This is a genomic window from Rathayibacter sp. AY1B8 (assembly GCF_002932775.1).
In the GTDB taxonomy this organism is placed as follows: domain Bacteria; phylum Actinomycetota; class Actinomycetes; order Actinomycetales; family Microbacteriaceae; genus Rathayibacter.
Map to the genome: position 1 here is coordinate 1 of NZ_PSWJ01000017.1, position 15,612 is coordinate 15,612.

Here is a 15,612-nt window from a genome sequence, read left to right on the forward strand (position 1 = left end):
GCCGATGGTACTGCAGGGGGGACCCTGTGGGAGAGTAGGACACCGCCGGACACCATTCACGATGGCCACCCAGAAATGGGTGGCCATCGCTGTTTAACCAGCACCTCGGATCCCCGCTGCTCACTGGAGCGCGGTGCGGGTTAGGGTGGTGCGACGGTTACGGCCGTCCTCCCCGCCCTCGGGCGGGTCAACTCCACAGAGCATCACCACGACAGGCGAGGAACGCATGGACGACTCAGGATCCGACCGCAACGACCGGGACTCCGGACGTCGTGACGAGCGGCCGCCTCGCGCCGGCGGCCCCGGCCGCTCCTCGAACGATCGCGGCGGCTCGGGCGACTCCCGCCCCCGCCGCGACGGTGATGCTCGTCCTCCCTATCGTGGCGGTGGCGACTCCCGTTCGCAGCGTGATGGTGACTCGCGTCCTCCGTACCGTGGCGGTGGCGATTCCCGTCCGCAGCGCGACGGGGACTCTCGTCCTTCGTACCGTGGTGGTGGGGACTCGCGTCCGCAGCGTGATGGGGACTCCCGTTCGCAGCGTGATGGGGACTCCCGTCCTCCTTACCGTGGAGGTGGGGATTCGCGTCCGCAGCGTGGTGGTGACTCGCGTCCTCCTTACCGTGGTGGTGGCGATTCCCGTCCGCAGCGCGACGGGGACTCCCGTCCTCCTTACCGTGGCGGTGGGGACTCTCGTCCGCAGCGTGATGGTGACTCGCGTCCTCCTTACCGTGGTGGTGGGGATTCCCGTCCGCAGCGCGATGGGGACTCTCGTCCTCCTTATCGCGGTGGCGACTCTCGTCCGCAGCGAGACGGCGACTCTCGTCCTCCTTACCGTGGTGGTGGGGATTCCCGTCCACAGCGCGATGGTGAGTCTCGTTCTCCCTATCGCGGTGACGGCGACTCGCGTCCGCAGCGTGATGGTGACTCGCGTCCTCCGTACCGCGGTGGCGGCGACTCGCGTCCGCAGCGTGACAGCGGCTCTCGTCCTCCTTACCGCGGGGGTGGGGATTCCCGTCCACAGCGCGATGGGGACTCGCGTCCTCCCTATCGCGGTGGCGACTCGCGTCCGCAGCGGGACGGTGACTCTCGGCCTCCCTATCGCGGTGGCGAGTCGCGTCCCCAGCGTGACGGGGACTCCCGTCCTCCTTACCGTGGCGGTGGAGATTCGCGTCCGCAGCGTGATGGTGACTCCCGCCCTTCCTACCCTGGTGGTGGCGACTCTCGTCCGCAGCGTGACGGGGACTCGCGTCCGCCGTTCCGCGGTGGATCGCGCGATGGGGGAAGCAGGCCGTGGTCGGACGATCGTCGGGGCGGCGGAGACCGCCAGGGCGGCGGACGCGGACGCGAGGGCTTCGGCGGCGGACGCGGCGGCCCCCGCGAGGAGCCGGAGCTCACCGAGGAGGAGCGCGAGCGGCGCTCCCTCCAGTCGGTGCGTCCGCGCCACGACGACCCGGACCTTCCGGACGACGTGCAGGCCAAGGACCTCGACAAGGTCGCCCGCAACGAGCTGCGCACGCTCTCGAAGGACAACGCCGAATGGGTCGCCCGTCACCTGGTGATGGCCGGCCGCCTCCTCGAGGAGGACCCCGAGCTGGCGCACCGCCACGTGCTCTCGGCGGCCCGCCGCGCGGGACGCATCGCCGTTGTCCGCGAGTCGCTGGCCATCTCGGCGTACGCGACGGGCGACTTCGCCCTGGCGCTGCGCGAGCTGCGGACCTTCCGTCGGATCTCCGGCTCGGACGAGCAGGTGCCGCTGATGGTCGACTCCGAGCGCGGCGTGGGCCGGCCCGACAAGGCGCTCGAGCTGGGTCGGTCGATCGACCGCACCACGCTGAGCCCCGGCGCGCAGGTGTCGCTGGCCATCGCCATGTCCGGCGCCCGCCTCGACCTCGGGCAGGCGGAGCTCGCTCTCATGGAGCTCGAGATCCCGCAGCTGGACCCGGACCGCGCGTTCTCGTACAGCCCGGATCTCTTCGCCGCCTACTCGCTCGTCCTCGAGGAGGTCGGCCGCTCCGAGGAGGCGGCCGAGTGGCAGCGTCGCGCTGACATCGCGGCGCAGGCCGTCTTCGCGGCCGAGGGCGGCGGTGACGACGAGACGATCGAGGTGATCGAGGAGGAGCACGAGTCGGCGGAGGCCGAGTCCGCTCCCGATCGCGTTGAGGAAGGGACCGCGGTCGACGACGCGGACGACTACCTGGACGACGAGGACGGCCCGACCGCCGTCGACGACGCGGACGAGGACGAGGTCCACCGGACCGTCTCCGAGGAGATCGCCGACGACGACGACGCGGACGCGGACGACGCCGATGCGACCGCTGACGCCGAGGCCGACGTCGTCGACACGGACGAGCCGACCTTCGCGGACGAGTCCCTCGAGTCGGACGATCTCGCCGAGACGGACCCGGATGAAGCTCTCGACTCGGCTGACCCGACCGCCGACGAGTCGGTCGAATCCGCCGACACCACCGAGGAGGACGCCGATGTTCCGCAGCAGCAGGACTGAGCCCACTCCGCTCGACGGCCGCGACTCCGTCCTGGCCGACCTCGACGGGGTCGTCTACAAGGGCGCTGACGCGATCCCCTTCGCGGTGGAGAGCCTCAACCGCGCGGCCGAGACGCTGCGGGTCGGCTACATCACCAACAACGCCTCCCGCACGGACGCCTCCGTCGCCGGGCACCTCTCCGAGCTGGGGCTGAGCGTCCGGCCCGAGGACGTCGTCACCTCCCCGCAGGCAGCGGTCGTGCTGCTCGCCGACCTGGTGCCGGCCGGCTCGACGATCCTCGTCGTCGGGGCGGAGGGCCTCACCTCCGAGGTCGAGCGCGCCGGGTTCACCGTGACGCGCAGCGCGGAGGACTCGCCGGCGGCGGTCATCCAGGGCTTCGCGCCCACGGTCGGCTGGGAGCAGCTGGCCGAGGCCTCGTTCGCGCTCCACACGGGGATCCCGTGGGTCGCGACGAACACCGACTGGACGATCCCCGTCGCGCGCGGCATCGCCCCGGGCAACGGGACCCTCGTCTCGGCCGTGCACACCGCGGTCGGCCGGCTCCCGGTCGTCGCGGGCAAGCCCGAGCGGGCCATCTTCGACGCGGCGACCGCGCGCTTCGGCTCGACGAACCCGCTGTTCCTCGGCGACCGGCTCGACACCGACATCGCCGGCGCGAACCGCGCCGACATGGAGAGCGCCCACGTGCTCACCGGGATCGACCGGGCCAAGCAGCTCCTCGCCGCGGAGCCCAAGCTCCGGCCGACGTACATCCTCGGCGACCTGCGCGAGCTGCACCTGCCCTACCCGGCGACGACGGTCTCGCGGAACGGCACGCACGCCGTCCGCGGCGCCAAGGTCCGCCTCGACGGCGACTCCGTGGTGATCGTGGACGCCGGCGACGACGCGACCGATCTGCTCCGGGCCGCCTGCTCGGTGATCTGGTCGTCCGGCCGCGCGATCTACGGCCTCGACGTGCCGGAGTCGCTCTACAGCTGAGCCTGCTCGGCGGGCTCCCGGCGTCCCTCGCGGCGCAGGAGCCCGTCGAGCCGGCCGGCCAGACCGACCGCGACGATCGCGATCAGCGCGGCGTACGAGAAGGTCGCGGCGAAGACCCCGGTCCCGGCCCCGATCAGCCCGGTGACCGCCGCCGCGAGAAGGCCCGTCAGCGCGAGGGAGACCGAGGCGCCGGTCGAGTCGGCGATCTGCAGGGCCGAGCTGTTGAAGCCCTCCCGGCCCGGAGCGGAGAGCGCGAGCGTCATCGTCCCCATCCGCGGGAACATCGTGCCCATGCCGCCGCCGGCCAGGAACCAGCCCACGCCCGCGACGATCGGGCTGAGGGCGAGCACCGTGACGAGCAGCACGACTCCGATGCCGGCGAGCACGAGCGACGTGCCGAGCCGCATCGCTCCGCCGTGGCTGAGGCGGGTGCCCGGGCGTCCCTGGATGTTCGAGCCGAGAGCCCAGGAGACGGCGCCCGCGGTGAGCATGGCGCCCGAGAGCCAGGGCGGCAGGCCGTACTGCTCCGAGAGCAGCAGCGGCAGGTAGACCTCGGTGCCGAAGAACGCCGCGGCGACGAGGGCGCGGAGGAGGATCACCGACGGCAGGACGCCCCGGGCGCGCAGCGTGCCGGCGGGCAGGAGCGCGCGAACCGCCACGACCACGACCACCACGGCGGCCGCGGCCAGGAGCCCGGCGAGATCGGGCGCGAGCTCGGCGCTCGTGCTCAGCACGACGACTCCGGCCGAGACGACCACGGCGCGGGCGATGCGGCCCACTGCCCGGCGGTCGAAGGGGAGGCGCTCGCGCGGCTCCAGCGAGCGGAGCGTCGGCGCGATCGCAGCGCTCGCGAGGGCCACCAGGGCGACGACTCCGAAGAAGACCCAGTGCCAGCTCACGAGCTCGGCGACGACTCCGGCCACCAGCGGCCCCACCAGCGACGGCACGACCCAGGCCGCGGCGAAGGCGCCGAAGATCCTCGGATGCAGCTCGCTCGGGTAGACCCGCGCGACGAGCACGTAGAGGGTGACGGTGATCCCTCCGCTGCCCAGCCCCTGCAGCAGGCGGGCCGCCACGAAGACCGGCATCGCCTGCGCGGCGCCCGCGGCGACGAGACCCAGGGTGAAGAGCAGGATCGCGACCACGAGCGACGGCGTCGGGCCGCGGCGGTCGGCGGAGGATCCGGCCGCGACCATCCCGACCACGGCGGCGGCGAGCGTCGCCGCGAAGGCCAGGGGGTAGAGGGCGCGACCGTCGAGGTCGGCGCTGACGATCGGCATGATCGTCGTCACGGCGAGCGACTCGAACGCGCAGAGGAAGACGAGGCTCGTCGTTCCGATGGTCGTCAGGAGGAGGGGAGCCGAGGTGATGCCGCGGCGATCACGAGAACGCACCTGCTCAACAGTACGCCGAGCGCAGAGCCGGTCAGCGGTAGACGGCCCAGTCGTCCTTCGCGAGCACCGTCGGGGTGCCCTCGATCTCGACCAGCCAGCCGCGGTCGTCGCGCTCGAGGTAGCGCCCCTGGACGATCTCGGGGGCCCAGCCGCCGTCGCGGGAGGAGATCCAGCGGACGAAGCGGACGGTGCCTCCGCGCCGGAACAGTGTGCCGTTGTGGTCGCTCATGCGGGGATCTTCTTCACGGAGAGGTCGTCGGGCGACGAGGTTTCGGGGAGGAGGTGGAGGCCGAGGCGGCCGTTCGAGGCGTTCGAGAGCTCGCGCAGCCAGTGCGGGTTCAGCTCGATCGCGGCGGTGCCGTCGTACTCGTAGCGGGTGGGGATGCCGGGGTGGAGCCACAGTTCGGACCGGCGGCCCTCGGCGTCCTCGATCGTCAGGAGGAAGCCCTCGCCGCGGCGGAACCGCGAGGTGATCACGGTCTGGAGGTGGGCCAGGGCGCGGTCCTCGAAGGAGTGCGAGCTGGCGGGTGCGCCGTAGAGCAGTCGTCCCATCGCGCGCACCTCCTCACCGTCGGCGGCGCACGGAAGGCGTGCCGCACCGTCGACACTAGGTATTGCTAAGTCGGTTGACTAACAGTCTCGGCGCCGACTGCGCTTTCGGGACACACGCCGTCCGATCGCCGGAGAAGTGGTTCGATAGGGGCAGCGAGTTCCCGTCCGGGGCGCCTGCCGCTCGGAAGGTGCACCTCGATGGACGCTCGGCCAGACCTGTTCGCTCTGCTCGCGCGATTGCGCACGGCGGAGCGCGACTACGACGGCCGCGTGGAGCGGCGCCTGGGCATCGGCGCCACGGATCTCGCGGCCCTGCGGCTGATCGGGGTTGGGGAGCGGCGCGACGAGATCGTCCGCGCCGTCGACCTGTCCGCGGCCCTGTCGATCACGACGGCGGCCGTCTCCCTCCTCGTCGACCGCCTCGCCCGCGCCGGCTACGTGGACCGCACTCCCGACCCGTCCGACGGCCGCGGCCGCATCCTCTGCCTGACGGAACGCGCGCAGAAGGCCATCGTCGGCACCGACGACCCGACCTACGAGCAGATCCGCGCGATGGTCGCGAAGGTGCCCGAGTCGGAGGCCGCGACCGTCGCGGTGCTGCTCGACGGCCTCAGCCGCATCCTCGAGGGGCAGCCGCCGCCCGAGCTCGTCGACTGATCAGCTCTGCAGGGTGGCGCTCGGCGACTCGCCGAACCGCTCCGCGTAGGCCGCGCTGAAGCGGCCCGCGTTCCCGAAGCCCCAGTGCCGGGCGACGGCGGCGACCGTCGTCCCGTGGGGCGGGCTCGCCGCCAGCTCCACTCGGGCGCGGTCGAGCCGCACCAGGCGCAGGTAGGCGATCGGGCGCATCCCGAGCACCCGCTGGAACGCGGACTGCAGGCCCCGGACGGTCAGGCCCGACGCCGCCGCCATCTCGGCGGGGCCGATCGGCTCGCTGCAGTGGGCGTGCACGTACTCGACGGCCGTGCGGATCCGTGCGTTCCGGGGGGCGAGGAGCTCGGGCGGGACCGGAGCGGACTCCGGAGGGTAGAGGTCGAGCAGCGCGGAGGCCGTGGCGCGGGTGAGCTCGTCCCAGAGCAGCGGCTCGACGCGCTCGCTGCGCAGCGCGCGGGCGGAGTCGGCGACGGCCGTGCGCCAGCGGCGGATCGCCGCGGCGTCGGGGCGGTGCTCGGAGTCGAAGACGAGGGACCCGACGAGGCCGCGCTCGGCGGCGACCCGGTCGACCACTCCCCGGTCGAGGTGCACCAGGCGCTGGTCGAAGTCGACGTAGTCGAAGGCGAACGGCCGGCCGACGGGGAAGAGGACGGGACGGTTCTCCTCCATCGCGATCGAGGCGCGGCCGACGTCGATCCGGCCGGAGCCGCCCACGATCCACTGCACGACGACGTCGTCCGAGTCGCCCACGCCGCCCGCGAGGCGCCCGGACATCCGCGAGGTGCGGAGGGTCATCCCGCCGTCGCCGATGGCGGCGTAGCGGTAGCTGAAGTCGGCCGCGGTGGTGGCGGCGCGCCACTCGTCGCCGTTGTAGAGCCGCGCGAGGCTGTGCCGCGCCTCGTCCGGATCCTCGCCGCGGGCCTCCAGCCGGACGCGAGGGTGGTGATCGTCCACAGGTCGTTCCGGTGCCTCAGCGCGTGAGGCGCTCGATGAGCTCGCGGTAGCGCGCGGCCGTGCGCTCGACGATCTCGGACGGGAGGGTCGGCGGGAGGCCCTGGCCGTCCCAGTTGTCGGAGAGCCAGTCGCGCACGATCTGCTTGTCGAACGAGCGGCCGCGGATGCCGGCGTCGTAGTCGTCGGCGTCCCAGTAGCGGGAGGAGTCGCTCGTGAGGACCTCATCGCCGAGGGTGACGACTCCGGTCCCGCGGTCGACCCCGAACTCGAACTTCGTATCGGCCAGCAGCACGCCGCGGGCCAGGGCGATGGTGGACGCCTCGCGGAAGACCGCGAGCGAGAGGGTGCGCAGCGCCTCCGCGGCCTCCTCCCCGACGATCTCGACCGTGCGCTCGAAGGTGATGTTCTCGTCGTGCTCGCCCTGCGGGGCCTTCCACGCGGGGGTGTAGATCGGCTCGGGGAGCGCGTCGCCGTCCTGGAGGCCCTCGGGGAGCGGGACGCCGCAGACGGAGCCCGTCTCCCGGTACTCCTTCCAGCCGCTGCCGGAGAGGTAGCCGCGCACGACGCACTCGATCGGGAACATGTCGAGCGTCTTCACCAGCATCGACCGGCCGCGGACCGCCTCGGGGATCGCGCCCGGGATCAGATGGTTGGGGACGTCGGAGAGCTGCGCGAACCACCAGAGGGAGAGCGTGGTCAGCAGCTCGCCCTTGCCGGGGATCCCGGGCTCGAGGACGGCGTCGTACGCGCTGACCCGGTCGCTGGCGACGACGAGCATGCGGTCGGCGCCGAGCACGGGGTCGGCGTCGTCGGGGGTGTAGAGGTCGCGCACCTTGCCGGAGTAGGCGTGCTGCCAGCCGGGCAGCGGCGCCGTGGTGTCGAAGGACAGGGAGTCGTCGCGGGTCACCGCACCATTCTCCCCGATCCGGGGGGCTCCGCGGCTCCTGAAGACCTCCTGTGTCCTGGCGGATCGAGGCTGTCAAGCACGCGCGGCCGCCGATCCCGCGCGCCTAGCGTCGAGACATGACTTCGCAGAACGACCAGACTCCGCAGAACGACCAGTACACGTTCCAAGACCCGACCGCGATGTTCGCCGACATCGACACGGAGGCCCAGTACCAGGAGGGCTCCGGCCTCGACTCGAAGATGGACGACCCCGCCGACCGCGGCGAGTCGAGCTACCGCGGCTCCGGCCGCCTGACCGGGCGCAGGGCGCTCGTCACCGGAGGCGACTCGGGCATCGGCGCGGCCGTCGCCATCGCCTACGCCCGCGAGGGCGCCGACGTCGCGATCGTCTACCTCCCCGAGGAGGAGTCGGACGCGAAGAAGGTCGTCGCGCTGATCGAGGAGGCCGGACGCACCGCCGTCGCCATCCCCGGTGACATCACCGACCACGACTTCGCGGTGGGCGCCGTCGCGAAGGCCGTCGAGGGCCTGGGCGGACTCGACATCCTCGTCAACAACGCGGGCAAGCAGCAGCACGTCGAGGACTTCCTCGAGCTCTCGGACGAGCAGTTCGACGAGACCTTCAAGACCAACGTCTACGCGATGTTCTGGATGACGAAGGCGGCCGTGCCGCACCTCGCCCCGGGCTCCGCGATCATCAGCACCTCGTCGATCCAGGCCTACCAGCCGTCGCCGATGCTGGTCGACTACGCCAGCACGAAGGCCACGATCAACACGTTCTCGAAGGCGCTCGCGCAGCAGCTCGCGCCCAAGGGGATCCGCGTGAACGTCGTCGCCCCGGGCCCGATCTGGACGCCGCTGCAGACCGCGGGCGGCCAGCCGTCCGACAAGCTGCCCGAGGTCGGCTCGCAGACGCCGCTCGGACGCTGGGGCCAGCCGGCCGAGCTCGCTCCCGCCTACGTGTTCCTCGCCTCCCCGGAGTCGAGCTACGTCGTCGGCGAGACGCTGCACGTCAACGGCGGCATGCCCACGCCGTAACACTCGGCGCTCACGGCGGGCCCGGTCGCGGAGCGGAGGAACCTCTTCCGCGCCGTGGCGGGGCCCGCCGTTTTGGTTGTCGTAACAATCGACTGCTGTGCAGGTCCGTGCGCGAGAGTCGGTGCATGACCGATTCCCTGCCGATCCTCGACCTGTCCCGCCTCGACCGGGGGGAGGCGGAGGCCGCCGCCTTCCGCCGCGACCTCCGGGAGACCACGCACGACGTGGGCTTCTTCTACCTCATCGGCCACGGCGTGCCCCAGGACCTCCTCGACGACGTCGTCGCCGTCTCCCGCCGCTTCTTCGACCTGCCGGAGGAGGAGAAGCTCGCGATCGAGAACACCCTCAGCCCGCAGTTCCGCGGCTACACCCGCTTCGGCGCCGAGCTCACCAACGGCGACGTCGACTACCGCGAGCAGGTCGACATCGGCATCGACCGACCGGCCGTTCCCGCCGGGCCCGGCGTCGCCGACTACGAGCGCCTCGAGGGGCCGAACCTCTGGCCCGAGGCGCTGCCGGAGTTCCGCGAGGTCTTCGAGCGCTGGCACGCGGAGCTCGCCGCGGTCGCGATCCGGCTGCTGCGCACCTGGGCCGTCGCGCTCGACGCCCCGGAGGACGTGTTCGACGAGGCGTTCGCCGAGCGGCCGTTCTCGCTGGTGAAGGTCGTCCGCTACCCGGGCACCTCCGACCCGGAGCCCAAGCAGGGCGTGGGCGCGCACCGCGACGGCGGCGTGCTGACGCTGCTGCTGGTGGAGCCCGGCAAGGGCGGCCTGCAGGTCGAGCACGACGGCTCGTGGATCGAGGCGCCGGCCATGGAGGGCGCGTTCGTCGTCAACATCGGCGAGATGCTGGAGCTCGCCACCGGCGGCTACCTCAAGGCCACGCTGCACCGCGTCATCTCGCCGCTGATCGGGACGGACCGGATCTCGATCCCGTTCTTCTTCAATCCCGCGCTCTCGGCGACCATGCCCTCGCTCCCGCTGCCCGAGGAGCTCAAGTCCGGTCTCTCGGTCGATCCGACGAACGCGCCGATCCTCGAGACCTACGGCGAGAACGCGCTGCGCTACCGGCTCCGGGCCCACCCGAACGTGGCGGCCGTCCACCACGCGGACCTCCTCGCTCCCACCGTCTGACCCGGGAACGACGAAGGGCCCCCTTCCGCGCGAGCGCAGGAGGGGGCCCTTCGTCGTCAGTGCCTCAGCAGCGCGCGGCGGCCACGGGGACCGTCGCGGTGAACGCGGGCTGGCCGGTCGCCGATCCGGTCACCGTCACCGTGCCGGCCGGCATCGAGGCCAGGCGGGTGGTGAAGGCGGCGGAGGCGGACGATCCGGGTGCGATCGCGGTGAACGACTTCGAGCCGTAGGCCGAGGTGATCGTGACGTCCGCGGCAGCGGTGTCGGTGTTCTTCACGGTCACCGTGAGCACGACCTTGCCGGCGACGCAGCGCGTCGTGGCGGCGGGGGCGAGCTCGAGGGTGTCCAGCGGGACGGCGGCCGAGACCGACGTGCGCACCAGCTTGTCCGCGTACCCGGTGTAGGAGGCCGTGACACCGGTCACGCCCGCCGGGACCGAGACGCTCGCGGAGCCGCCGGAGAGCGGGACGGTCGAGGTCCACGAGCCGCCGGTGAAGGTGACCGAGCCGACGACGTCGCCCTTGTCGGCCGCTACGACCGTCGCCGTGACGGTGCGGCCGTCGGCGGTGAGGGTCGTGGTGGAGTCGACGGCGGTGACGCCGGTCCAGTTCTTCATGGCGGTGAGGACCGTCTGCGGGACGCTCACGAACGCGCCGTGCCGCGGGCTGGTCGGGAGGCCGGCGCGGCTCTTGGGCGAGACGTTCCAGTCGGCCGACTGCGAGAGGCGGTTCGTCTGCGAGCTGCCGGCGATCGCCGCTCCGGAGGTGAGGAAGGCCTTGTAGCCGCCGTCGCCGTAGTTGTCGACGAGGAAGGCGTAGCCGTCGCCCGTGCCGGTGGTGTCGTTCGGGTCGCCCGCGTTCAGCTTGATGATCTCGGGTCCCTCGCCGGCCTGGCCGGTCTCGAGCGAGGTCATCCGGGTGTCGGTGAGCTGCCAGGTGGTGTTCGGGTCGGCGCTCCAGTTCGAGGAGGTCGTCCCGGCGGTCAGGACCTTCGACTTCTCGAGGAAGATGTCCTTCCCGGCCTCCAGGATGCCGGCGGCGCCGCCCTCCTCGTTCTTGGTGAAGCGGTAGTAGTAGTCGCCGATCTTCGTGATCGTGGAGTCGATCCGCGCGTAGCCCGTGTCCTGCCAGGTGGCGGGGGGAGCGGTGAAGGTGCGGAAGTCGCGGGTGATCACCGAGAAGACACGGGAGTAGAGCTTGTCGTTGTTGGTCTTCGTCGCGTCGGAGTAGAGGCGCGAGGAGAAGAACACGACGTAGGACTGCAGCGCGTCGTCCCAGTACGCCTCGGGCGCCCAGGTCATGCCGGCGGCCGGCTGGTTGACCGTGATGCCGGTGTCGGCGCCGTTGGTGCGGGTCCACTGCACCAGGTCGGTCGACTCCCAGACCTCGATCTTCAGGCTGCCCGTGGACTGGGCGTCGCCCCAGTTCGTGCCGCAGGAGATGCAGAGATCGGTGGCGACCATGTAGTACTTGTCGCCGTTGTGCGAGCGGAGGATGAACGGGTCGCGCAGGCCCTTCGTGTCGGTCGTCGAGGTGATGACCGCCTTGCCGCCGTTGACCGGCGAGAAGGTGAAGAAGTCGTTGCCCGAGGTCGCGGCCTGGTAGATCTTCTCGTCGCCGTCCGACTTGAAGTACGCCGAGGCGTAGCCCGCGTCGGGAGCGGTGCGGCCGAGCTCGGCGACGGTCAGGGTGAAGGCGCGCGTCTCGGTGACTCCGTTGAGCGTCGCCTTCGCGGTGAGGGTGACGGTCCTGTCGCCGGAGCCGTAGGCCGGCCGGGTGACGACGCCGCCGCCGCGGTACGGGTCGGCCGCGCCGACCGCCGGAGCGGCGTAGGACGTGTTCGTCGGGGTGACGAGCGCCGGGTCGGACGAGGTCCAGGTGATGTCGGTGCCGTTCTTGGCGCCCTTCACCGCGAGGGGGAGGTTCTCGGTCGTGCGCGTGGCGAGCTTCAGCGCGTCGAGGTCGTCGTTGATGCTCGGGGCGAGCACGACGACGTCGAAGGCGATCGTCGCGCCCTGAGCGGTGGTCGCCGTCAGAGTCACCGGGGTGTTCTGCGCGATCGTGCGCGAGACGACGCCGGTGGTCGAGACGACCGCGCTGTTCGAGGAGGTCCAGGTGAGCGGGACGCCGCTGCTGGAGGCGGGCAGCGTCAGGTTCGAGGAGACCTGGGTCAGCGACGGGTTGCCGGCCAGCAGGACGGGCTGGATGTCCGAGCGCAGCAGGGCGGAGGTCGCGGACGCCTTCGCGTCGGCGGTCGGCATGCTCGAGGCGACCTGCTCGGCGGTGAGGGAGGTGTCCCAGAACTTCACGTCGGTGACGTCGGCGGTCACCAGGGCGTCTCCGGTGTAGAGCGAGCGCCCGAGGTAGCCGAGCGTGGATCCGGTCGGGACGATGCTCGCCATCGACTTCGCCGTGTTCGCCGTCGAGATCTGCGTGCCGTCGCGGTAGAGCGTGAGGACGGTGTTCGAGCCGGTGCCGGTGCCGACGAGCGTGAGCGTCGTGAATCCGGGGTTGAGCGTGCCGCCGAACGGCATGCGGGTCTCGCCGTTGCTGGTGGGCTCCTTGACGCGGATGCCCGCGAGGACCTGTCCGCTGGGCGAGCCGTCGGGGTTGCGCGGGTTCACGAAGACGTGGTTGCCGAGCTGCGTGGTGTTCCACGGGCCGACGCCGTCGCCGATGACCCAGCCGAACTGGTTGGCGGTGGTCTGCGTCTTCACCGTGTACTCGACGGCGAAGGCGTTGTCGGCTCCGGTGACCAGGCCCTGGGGGAGGCTCGCGTAGCCGTCGTTCTTGAACCGGGCGACCTGGTCGCCGCCGGCGTTCGCGAAGGACGCGTCGGTGAGGCCGGTCAGGGTGGCGTTGCGTCCGTTGCCCGAGATGTCGAGCAGGGCCGAGCCGGCGTGCGACATGTCGTAGTGCGCGGTGGGCGCCGGGACGTCGACGGCCTGCGCCGAGACGGGGACGAGAGCGCCGGTGAGGGCGACGCTCGTGCAGGCGAGAGCGGAGAGGAAGAGGGATCGCACGCGGCGCCGAGGCGCGGCGGCAGGGGGCTCCGGGGAGCGTCGTCTCATCGTCGAGACCTTTCCTTCGGGGGAGGGATGCGTCGAGCCGAGGGGACCGACGCGTGTGTTCACGTTAACATGTGAGCCGCCTCAGAGCCATGGCGGAATTGCTCCGGCGTCGGGAGCGAACCATGCGACAGGGGCGCGCCTCGGCGCAAGACCTGCACCCGCGAGCGCCCGGGGCGTAGCGTGAGCGCACCGCATCCTGGCCCCCGGTGACGGAACCATGCCCATCCGCCTGCCCTGCGAGGACTTGACCATGACGACGCTCTTCCACACCGGTGGCTCCCTCTCCCTCGACGACGCGACCGCCGACGCCGTCGTCCGCTACTCGCTCGCGCTCGCGCAGCAGCATCGGATGAGCACGGTCAGCGTCGCCGACGACTCGGCCCCCTCCTCCGTCGTGACGCTCACCGTCGGGCTCGGCGTCCCCCTGGTGGTCGCGGGCAGCGGCAGCGCAGCGGCGGAGTCGAGCGACGAGATCCTCGAGCGCCTCGACGCGCTCGACGGCGCCGGCGGTCCGGTGCCCGCCTCGGACGTCGACCCCCGCGCGACGTGGGAGCTCGAGAACGAGTACTGAGCTCCGAGCCGCGGCGCCGCCGGCGCGGATCCGCCTCGCTCCTGCTCCGCTGGCGCGGAGCGTCAGCGCCGGTAGTCGCGGATGATCTCCTGGGCGAGCGTCGTGATCGGGGTCGACGTCGCTCGCGCGCGGACCCGCAGCACCTCGAAGGCCTGCTCGACCGTGGTGCGGTGGGCGTAGGCGAGGATCCCCTTCGCCTGCTCGATCAGCACCCGGCTGTCGAGGGCGTGCTGCAGCTGCTCCTGGGTGACCGTGCTCTGCTGGAGCGCGCGCTGGTGCAGGATCCCGATCGTCGCGACGTCGGCGAACGCCTGCACGACCGCGATGTCGTCAGGATCGAGCCGCCCCGGCCGGGCCTGGAAGAGGTTGAGGGAGCCGATCGTCGTCCCCGCCGACCGCATCGGCACGCAGTGCGCCGAGAGCACGTCGAGCTCGACCGCCAGCGTCCGGAACTCCGCCCACTCCTCGCCCACGGCGCGGGCGTCCTCGACGATCACCGGCCGCCCGGTCTCGAAGCACTGGATGCACGGGCCCGACCCGCTGTCGAGCTGAAGCAGCTCGATCAGCCGGGTGTCCTCGTCCGTGGAGGCGAGCACCTCGAGGGAGCCGGTGGAGTCGGCGAGGACGAGCCCCGCCGAGACGGCGTCGAAGAGGGTCGCGCTGCTCTCCACGAGGGTCTGGGTGAAGTCGACGACGTCGTAGTCGTCGACCAGTGTGTCGGAGAGGGCGACGAACGTCTGGATGACGCTGCGCTCGCGGGAGTTCGTCACCATGTGTCGTCCTGGGCGGTGAGAGGGCGGTCGGGGAACCCGTCGTGCCGGGCCACGATGCCGGAGGCGACATCGACGACGGAGCGCTGCTGGGCGAAGGCGTGGGCGCGCAGCAGCAGCTGCGCCTCCTCGGCCGTGCTGCCGTAGCGCGCGATGATCATGCCGGTCGCCTGGTGCACCACGCGTCGCGAGCGCGGATTCGTGCTCTCCTCGACCTCGTTGTCGCGCAGCACCGCGGCCAGCACCAGCAGCGCCGTCGCGGTGGTCGAGGCGCTGATCCGGCCGAGGAGGGAGTCGCTGAGCGACGTGGGGCGGCGGGAGTAGAGGTCGACCGCGCCGATCGAGAGCCCCGCGATCGAGAGCGGGAAGGCGAAGACCGCGCGCACCGCCGTGGGGCCGATCGCCTCGGTGAAGAGCGGCCAGCGCTCCTCCGCGCCGGTGTCCGGCACCGAGACGGGGCCGGCAGCGCGGATCGCCTCCCAGCACGGGCCCTCGCCGAGGTCGATCTGGATCTCGTCCAGCCGGCTCGCGGTGCTGTCGCTCGCGGCGACGGTCTCGCCGCCGAAGGGGCTGCCGAGCGTGGAGATCGCGACGCCGTCGATCGGATACCCGCGCAGATACGGGTCGCAGAGAGCGTCGGAGTCGGTCACCGCGCCCATTTCAGCCGTCGGCTCCGCTCGGAGCGACGCTCCGCCGGACCGGCGGGGACCACGACGCGGTGACGCGCGGGAGTCCGCCTGGCTGCGCTGCCCGGGCGCAAAAGCCGACGGCCCGTGAAGCGGCTCGTCGGGCGCGGACGGTGCGCGGTGCGGGGCGACGGGAGCCGGAGGACGGCGGCCTGCACGGCGACGGAGCGGCTCAGGCCGGGGTCGATCGAGCCGGGACGCTCGAGGGCGGCGATGAGGTCGTCGAGGACGGCGAAGGCGGGATCTGTCATCACGGCTCCTGGCCGGGTGTCCGCGGCCGTTGTTCTGCGCGCCGGGGCGCGGGCGGTGTCGATCGGGTGTCGCCGTGCGGGGTCCGCGCACGACGTCGACGAGGTCCTGCCCGACGGTACGGGGCGCGGATCGACCGGACGACGTGGTTGACCT

At 72.0% G+C, this 15,612-nt stretch carries 16 protein-coding genes; 6 read left to right on the plus strand and 10 right to left on the minus strand.

The window, feature by feature from the left end; translation table 11 throughout:
- Positions 1 to 235 precede the first annotated feature (235 nt).
- Positions 236 to 1,444: a hypothetical protein gene (locus tag C5C63_RS16735; protein ID WP_146086386.1), complete on the minus strand. Its 1,209-nt coding sequence runs from the start codon at positions 1,442 to 1,444 to the stop codon at positions 236 to 238.
- On the opposite strand from C5C63_RS16735, the gene C5C63_RS17060 reads away from it, so the two are divergent.
- Both C5C63_RS17060 and C5C63_RS11025 read left to right on the plus strand, forming a co-directional pair.
- Positions 1,430 to 2,503 carry a hypothetical protein gene (locus tag C5C63_RS17060; protein ID WP_258065436.1) on the plus strand — a complete coding sequence of 358 codons (1,074 nt, stop codon included), beginning with the start codon at positions 1,430 to 1,432 and terminating at the stop codon, positions 2,501 to 2,503. The two genes, C5C63_RS16735 and C5C63_RS17060, sit on opposite strands and share 15 nt — an antisense overlap.
- On the plus strand, positions 2,481 to 3,482 hold the full coding sequence (locus C5C63_RS11025; RefSeq protein WP_104326053.1) for an HAD-IIA family hydrolase: 1,002 nt from the start codon (positions 2,481 to 2,483) through the stop codon (positions 3,480 to 3,482). Before C5C63_RS17060 ends, C5C63_RS11025 begins: the two co-directional genes overlap by 23 nt.
- On the opposite strand, the gene C5C63_RS11030 is transcribed toward C5C63_RS11025, so the two are convergent.
- The 3 genes from C5C63_RS11030 to C5C63_RS11040 are packed head-to-tail and all read right to left on the minus strand — an operon-like array spanning position 3,473 to position 5,428.
- Positions 3,473 to 4,876: an MFS transporter gene (locus C5C63_RS11030; RefSeq protein WP_104326054.1), complete on the minus strand. Its 1,404-nt coding sequence runs from the start codon at positions 4,874 to 4,876 to the stop codon at positions 3,473 to 3,475. The genes C5C63_RS11025 and C5C63_RS11030 overlap by 10 nt on opposite strands.
- Before the next feature lie 31 nt (positions 4,877 to 4,907).
- On the minus strand, positions 4,908 to 5,105 hold the full coding sequence (locus C5C63_RS11035) for a hypothetical protein (protein WP_068256013.1): 198 nt from the start codon (positions 5,103 to 5,105) through the stop codon (positions 4,908 to 4,910).
- Entirely contained in the window at positions 5,102 to 5,428 is a 327-nt protein-coding gene (locus tag C5C63_RS11040) for a hypothetical protein (protein ID WP_104223794.1), read from the minus strand. The genes C5C63_RS11035 and C5C63_RS11040 overlap by 4 nt, the downstream gene beginning before the upstream one ends.
- A 198-nt stretch (positions 5,429 to 5,626) precedes the next feature.
- On the opposite strand from C5C63_RS11040, the gene C5C63_RS11045 reads away from it, so the two are divergent.
- Positions 5,627 to 6,085, plus strand: a complete 459-nt coding sequence (locus tag C5C63_RS11045) for a MarR family winged helix-turn-helix transcriptional regulator (protein WP_104326055.1) — start codon at positions 5,627 to 5,629, stop codon at positions 6,083 to 6,085.
- Here C5C63_RS11045 and C5C63_RS11050 read toward each other — a convergent pair whose 3' ends face one another.
- Positions 6,086 to 7,033 (minus strand): helix-turn-helix transcriptional regulator, encoded by a 948-nt coding sequence (locus tag C5C63_RS11050; RefSeq protein ID WP_104263082.1) that lies wholly within the window; start codon positions 7,031 to 7,033, stop codon positions 6,086 to 6,088. It abuts the gene before it with no gap.
- A 16-nt stretch (positions 7,034 to 7,049) separates the two neighbouring features.
- Positions 7,050 to 7,940: a phosphoribosylaminoimidazolesuccinocarboxamide synthase gene (locus C5C63_RS11055; RefSeq protein ID WP_258059453.1), complete on the minus strand. Its 891-nt coding sequence runs from the start codon at positions 7,938 to 7,940 to the stop codon at positions 7,050 to 7,052.
- A 116-nt stretch (positions 7,941 to 8,056) separates the two neighbouring features.
- Between C5C63_RS11055 and C5C63_RS11060 the strand changes: the two genes are divergently transcribed.
- On the plus strand, positions 8,057 to 8,977 hold the full coding sequence (locus tag C5C63_RS11060; protein WP_104326056.1) for a glucose 1-dehydrogenase: 921 nt from the start codon (positions 8,057 to 8,059) through the stop codon (positions 8,975 to 8,977).
- Positions 8,978 to 9,102: 125 nt separating this feature from the next.
- Entirely contained in the window at positions 9,103 to 10,110 is a 1,008-nt protein-coding gene (locus C5C63_RS11065) for an isopenicillin N synthase family oxygenase (RefSeq protein WP_104267921.1), read from the plus strand.
- Between the two features lie 64 nt (positions 10,111 to 10,174).
- Here the strand turns inward: C5C63_RS11065 and C5C63_RS11070 are convergent, their stop codons facing one another.
- Positions 10,175 to 13,132 carry a glycoside hydrolase family 43 protein gene (locus tag C5C63_RS11070; RefSeq protein ID WP_258065437.1) on the minus strand — a complete coding sequence of 986 codons (2,958 nt, stop codon included), beginning with the start codon at positions 13,130 to 13,132 and terminating at the stop codon, positions 10,175 to 10,177.
- Between the two features lie 298 nt (positions 13,133 to 13,430).
- Between C5C63_RS11070 and C5C63_RS11075 the strand changes: the two genes are divergently transcribed.
- Positions 13,431 to 13,751, plus strand: coding sequence for a hypothetical protein (locus C5C63_RS11075; RefSeq protein WP_104282669.1), 321 nt, complete (start codon positions 13,431 to 13,433; stop codon positions 13,749 to 13,751).
- 62 nt (positions 13,752 to 13,813) lie between these two features.
- Here the strand turns inward: C5C63_RS11075 and C5C63_RS11080 are convergent, their stop codons facing one another.
- The 3 genes from C5C63_RS11080 to C5C63_RS11090 are packed head-to-tail and all read right to left on the minus strand — an operon-like array spanning position 13,814 to position 15,458.
- A complete protein-coding gene (locus C5C63_RS11080) occupies positions 13,814 to 14,524 on the minus strand; it encodes a GAF and ANTAR domain-containing protein (protein ID WP_104239019.1) in 711 nt (236 codons plus the stop codon).
- Positions 14,518 to 15,180: a GAF and ANTAR domain-containing protein gene (locus C5C63_RS11085; protein ID WP_104223787.1), complete on the minus strand. Its 663-nt coding sequence runs from the start codon at positions 15,178 to 15,180 to the stop codon at positions 14,518 to 14,520. The genes C5C63_RS11080 and C5C63_RS11085 overlap by 7 nt, the downstream gene beginning before the upstream one ends.
- Entirely contained in the window at positions 15,168 to 15,458 is a 291-nt protein-coding gene (locus C5C63_RS11090) for a hypothetical protein (RefSeq protein ID WP_104326057.1), read from the minus strand. Before C5C63_RS11090 ends, C5C63_RS11085 begins: the two co-directional genes overlap by 13 nt.
- Positions 15,459 to 15,612 lie beyond the last annotated feature (154 nt).

Bases quoted from the DNA above. Each gene is read 5' to 3' on its own strand.
- C5C63_RS11075 (WP_104282669.1), top strand. From the start codon at position 13,431: ATGACGACGCTCTTCCACACCGGTGGCTCCCTCTCCCTCGACGACGCG.
- C5C63_RS11065 (WP_104267921.1), top strand. From the start codon at position 9,103: ATGACCGATTCCCTGCCGATCCTCGACCTGTCCCGCCTCGACCGGGGG.
- C5C63_RS11090 (WP_104326057.1), bottom strand. From the start codon at position 15,458: ATGACAGATCCCGCCTTCGCCGTCCTCGACGACCTCATCGCCGCCCTC.
- C5C63_RS11035 (WP_068256013.1), bottom strand. From the start codon at position 5,105: ATGAGCGACCACAACGGCACACTGTTCCGGCGCGGAGGCACCGTCCGC.
- C5C63_RS11040 (WP_104223794.1), bottom strand. From the start codon at position 5,428: ATGGGACGACTGCTCTACGGCGCACCCGCCAGCTCGCACTCCTTCGAG.
- C5C63_RS11085 (WP_104223787.1), bottom strand. From the start codon at position 15,180: ATGGGCGCGGTGACCGACTCCGACGCTCTCTGCGACCCGTATCTGCGC.
- C5C63_RS11060 (WP_104326056.1), top strand. From the start codon at position 8,057: ATGACTTCGCAGAACGACCAGACTCCGCAGAACGACCAGTACACGTTC.
- C5C63_RS11080 (WP_104239019.1), bottom strand. From the start codon at position 14,524: ATGGTGACGAACTCCCGCGAGCGCAGCGTCATCCAGACGTTCGTCGCC.
- C5C63_RS11045 (WP_104326055.1), top strand. From the start codon at position 5,627: ATGGACGCTCGGCCAGACCTGTTCGCTCTGCTCGCGCGATTGCGCACG.
- C5C63_RS11025 (WP_104326053.1), top strand. From the start codon at position 2,481: ATGTTCCGCAGCAGCAGGACTGAGCCCACTCCGCTCGACGGCCGCGAC.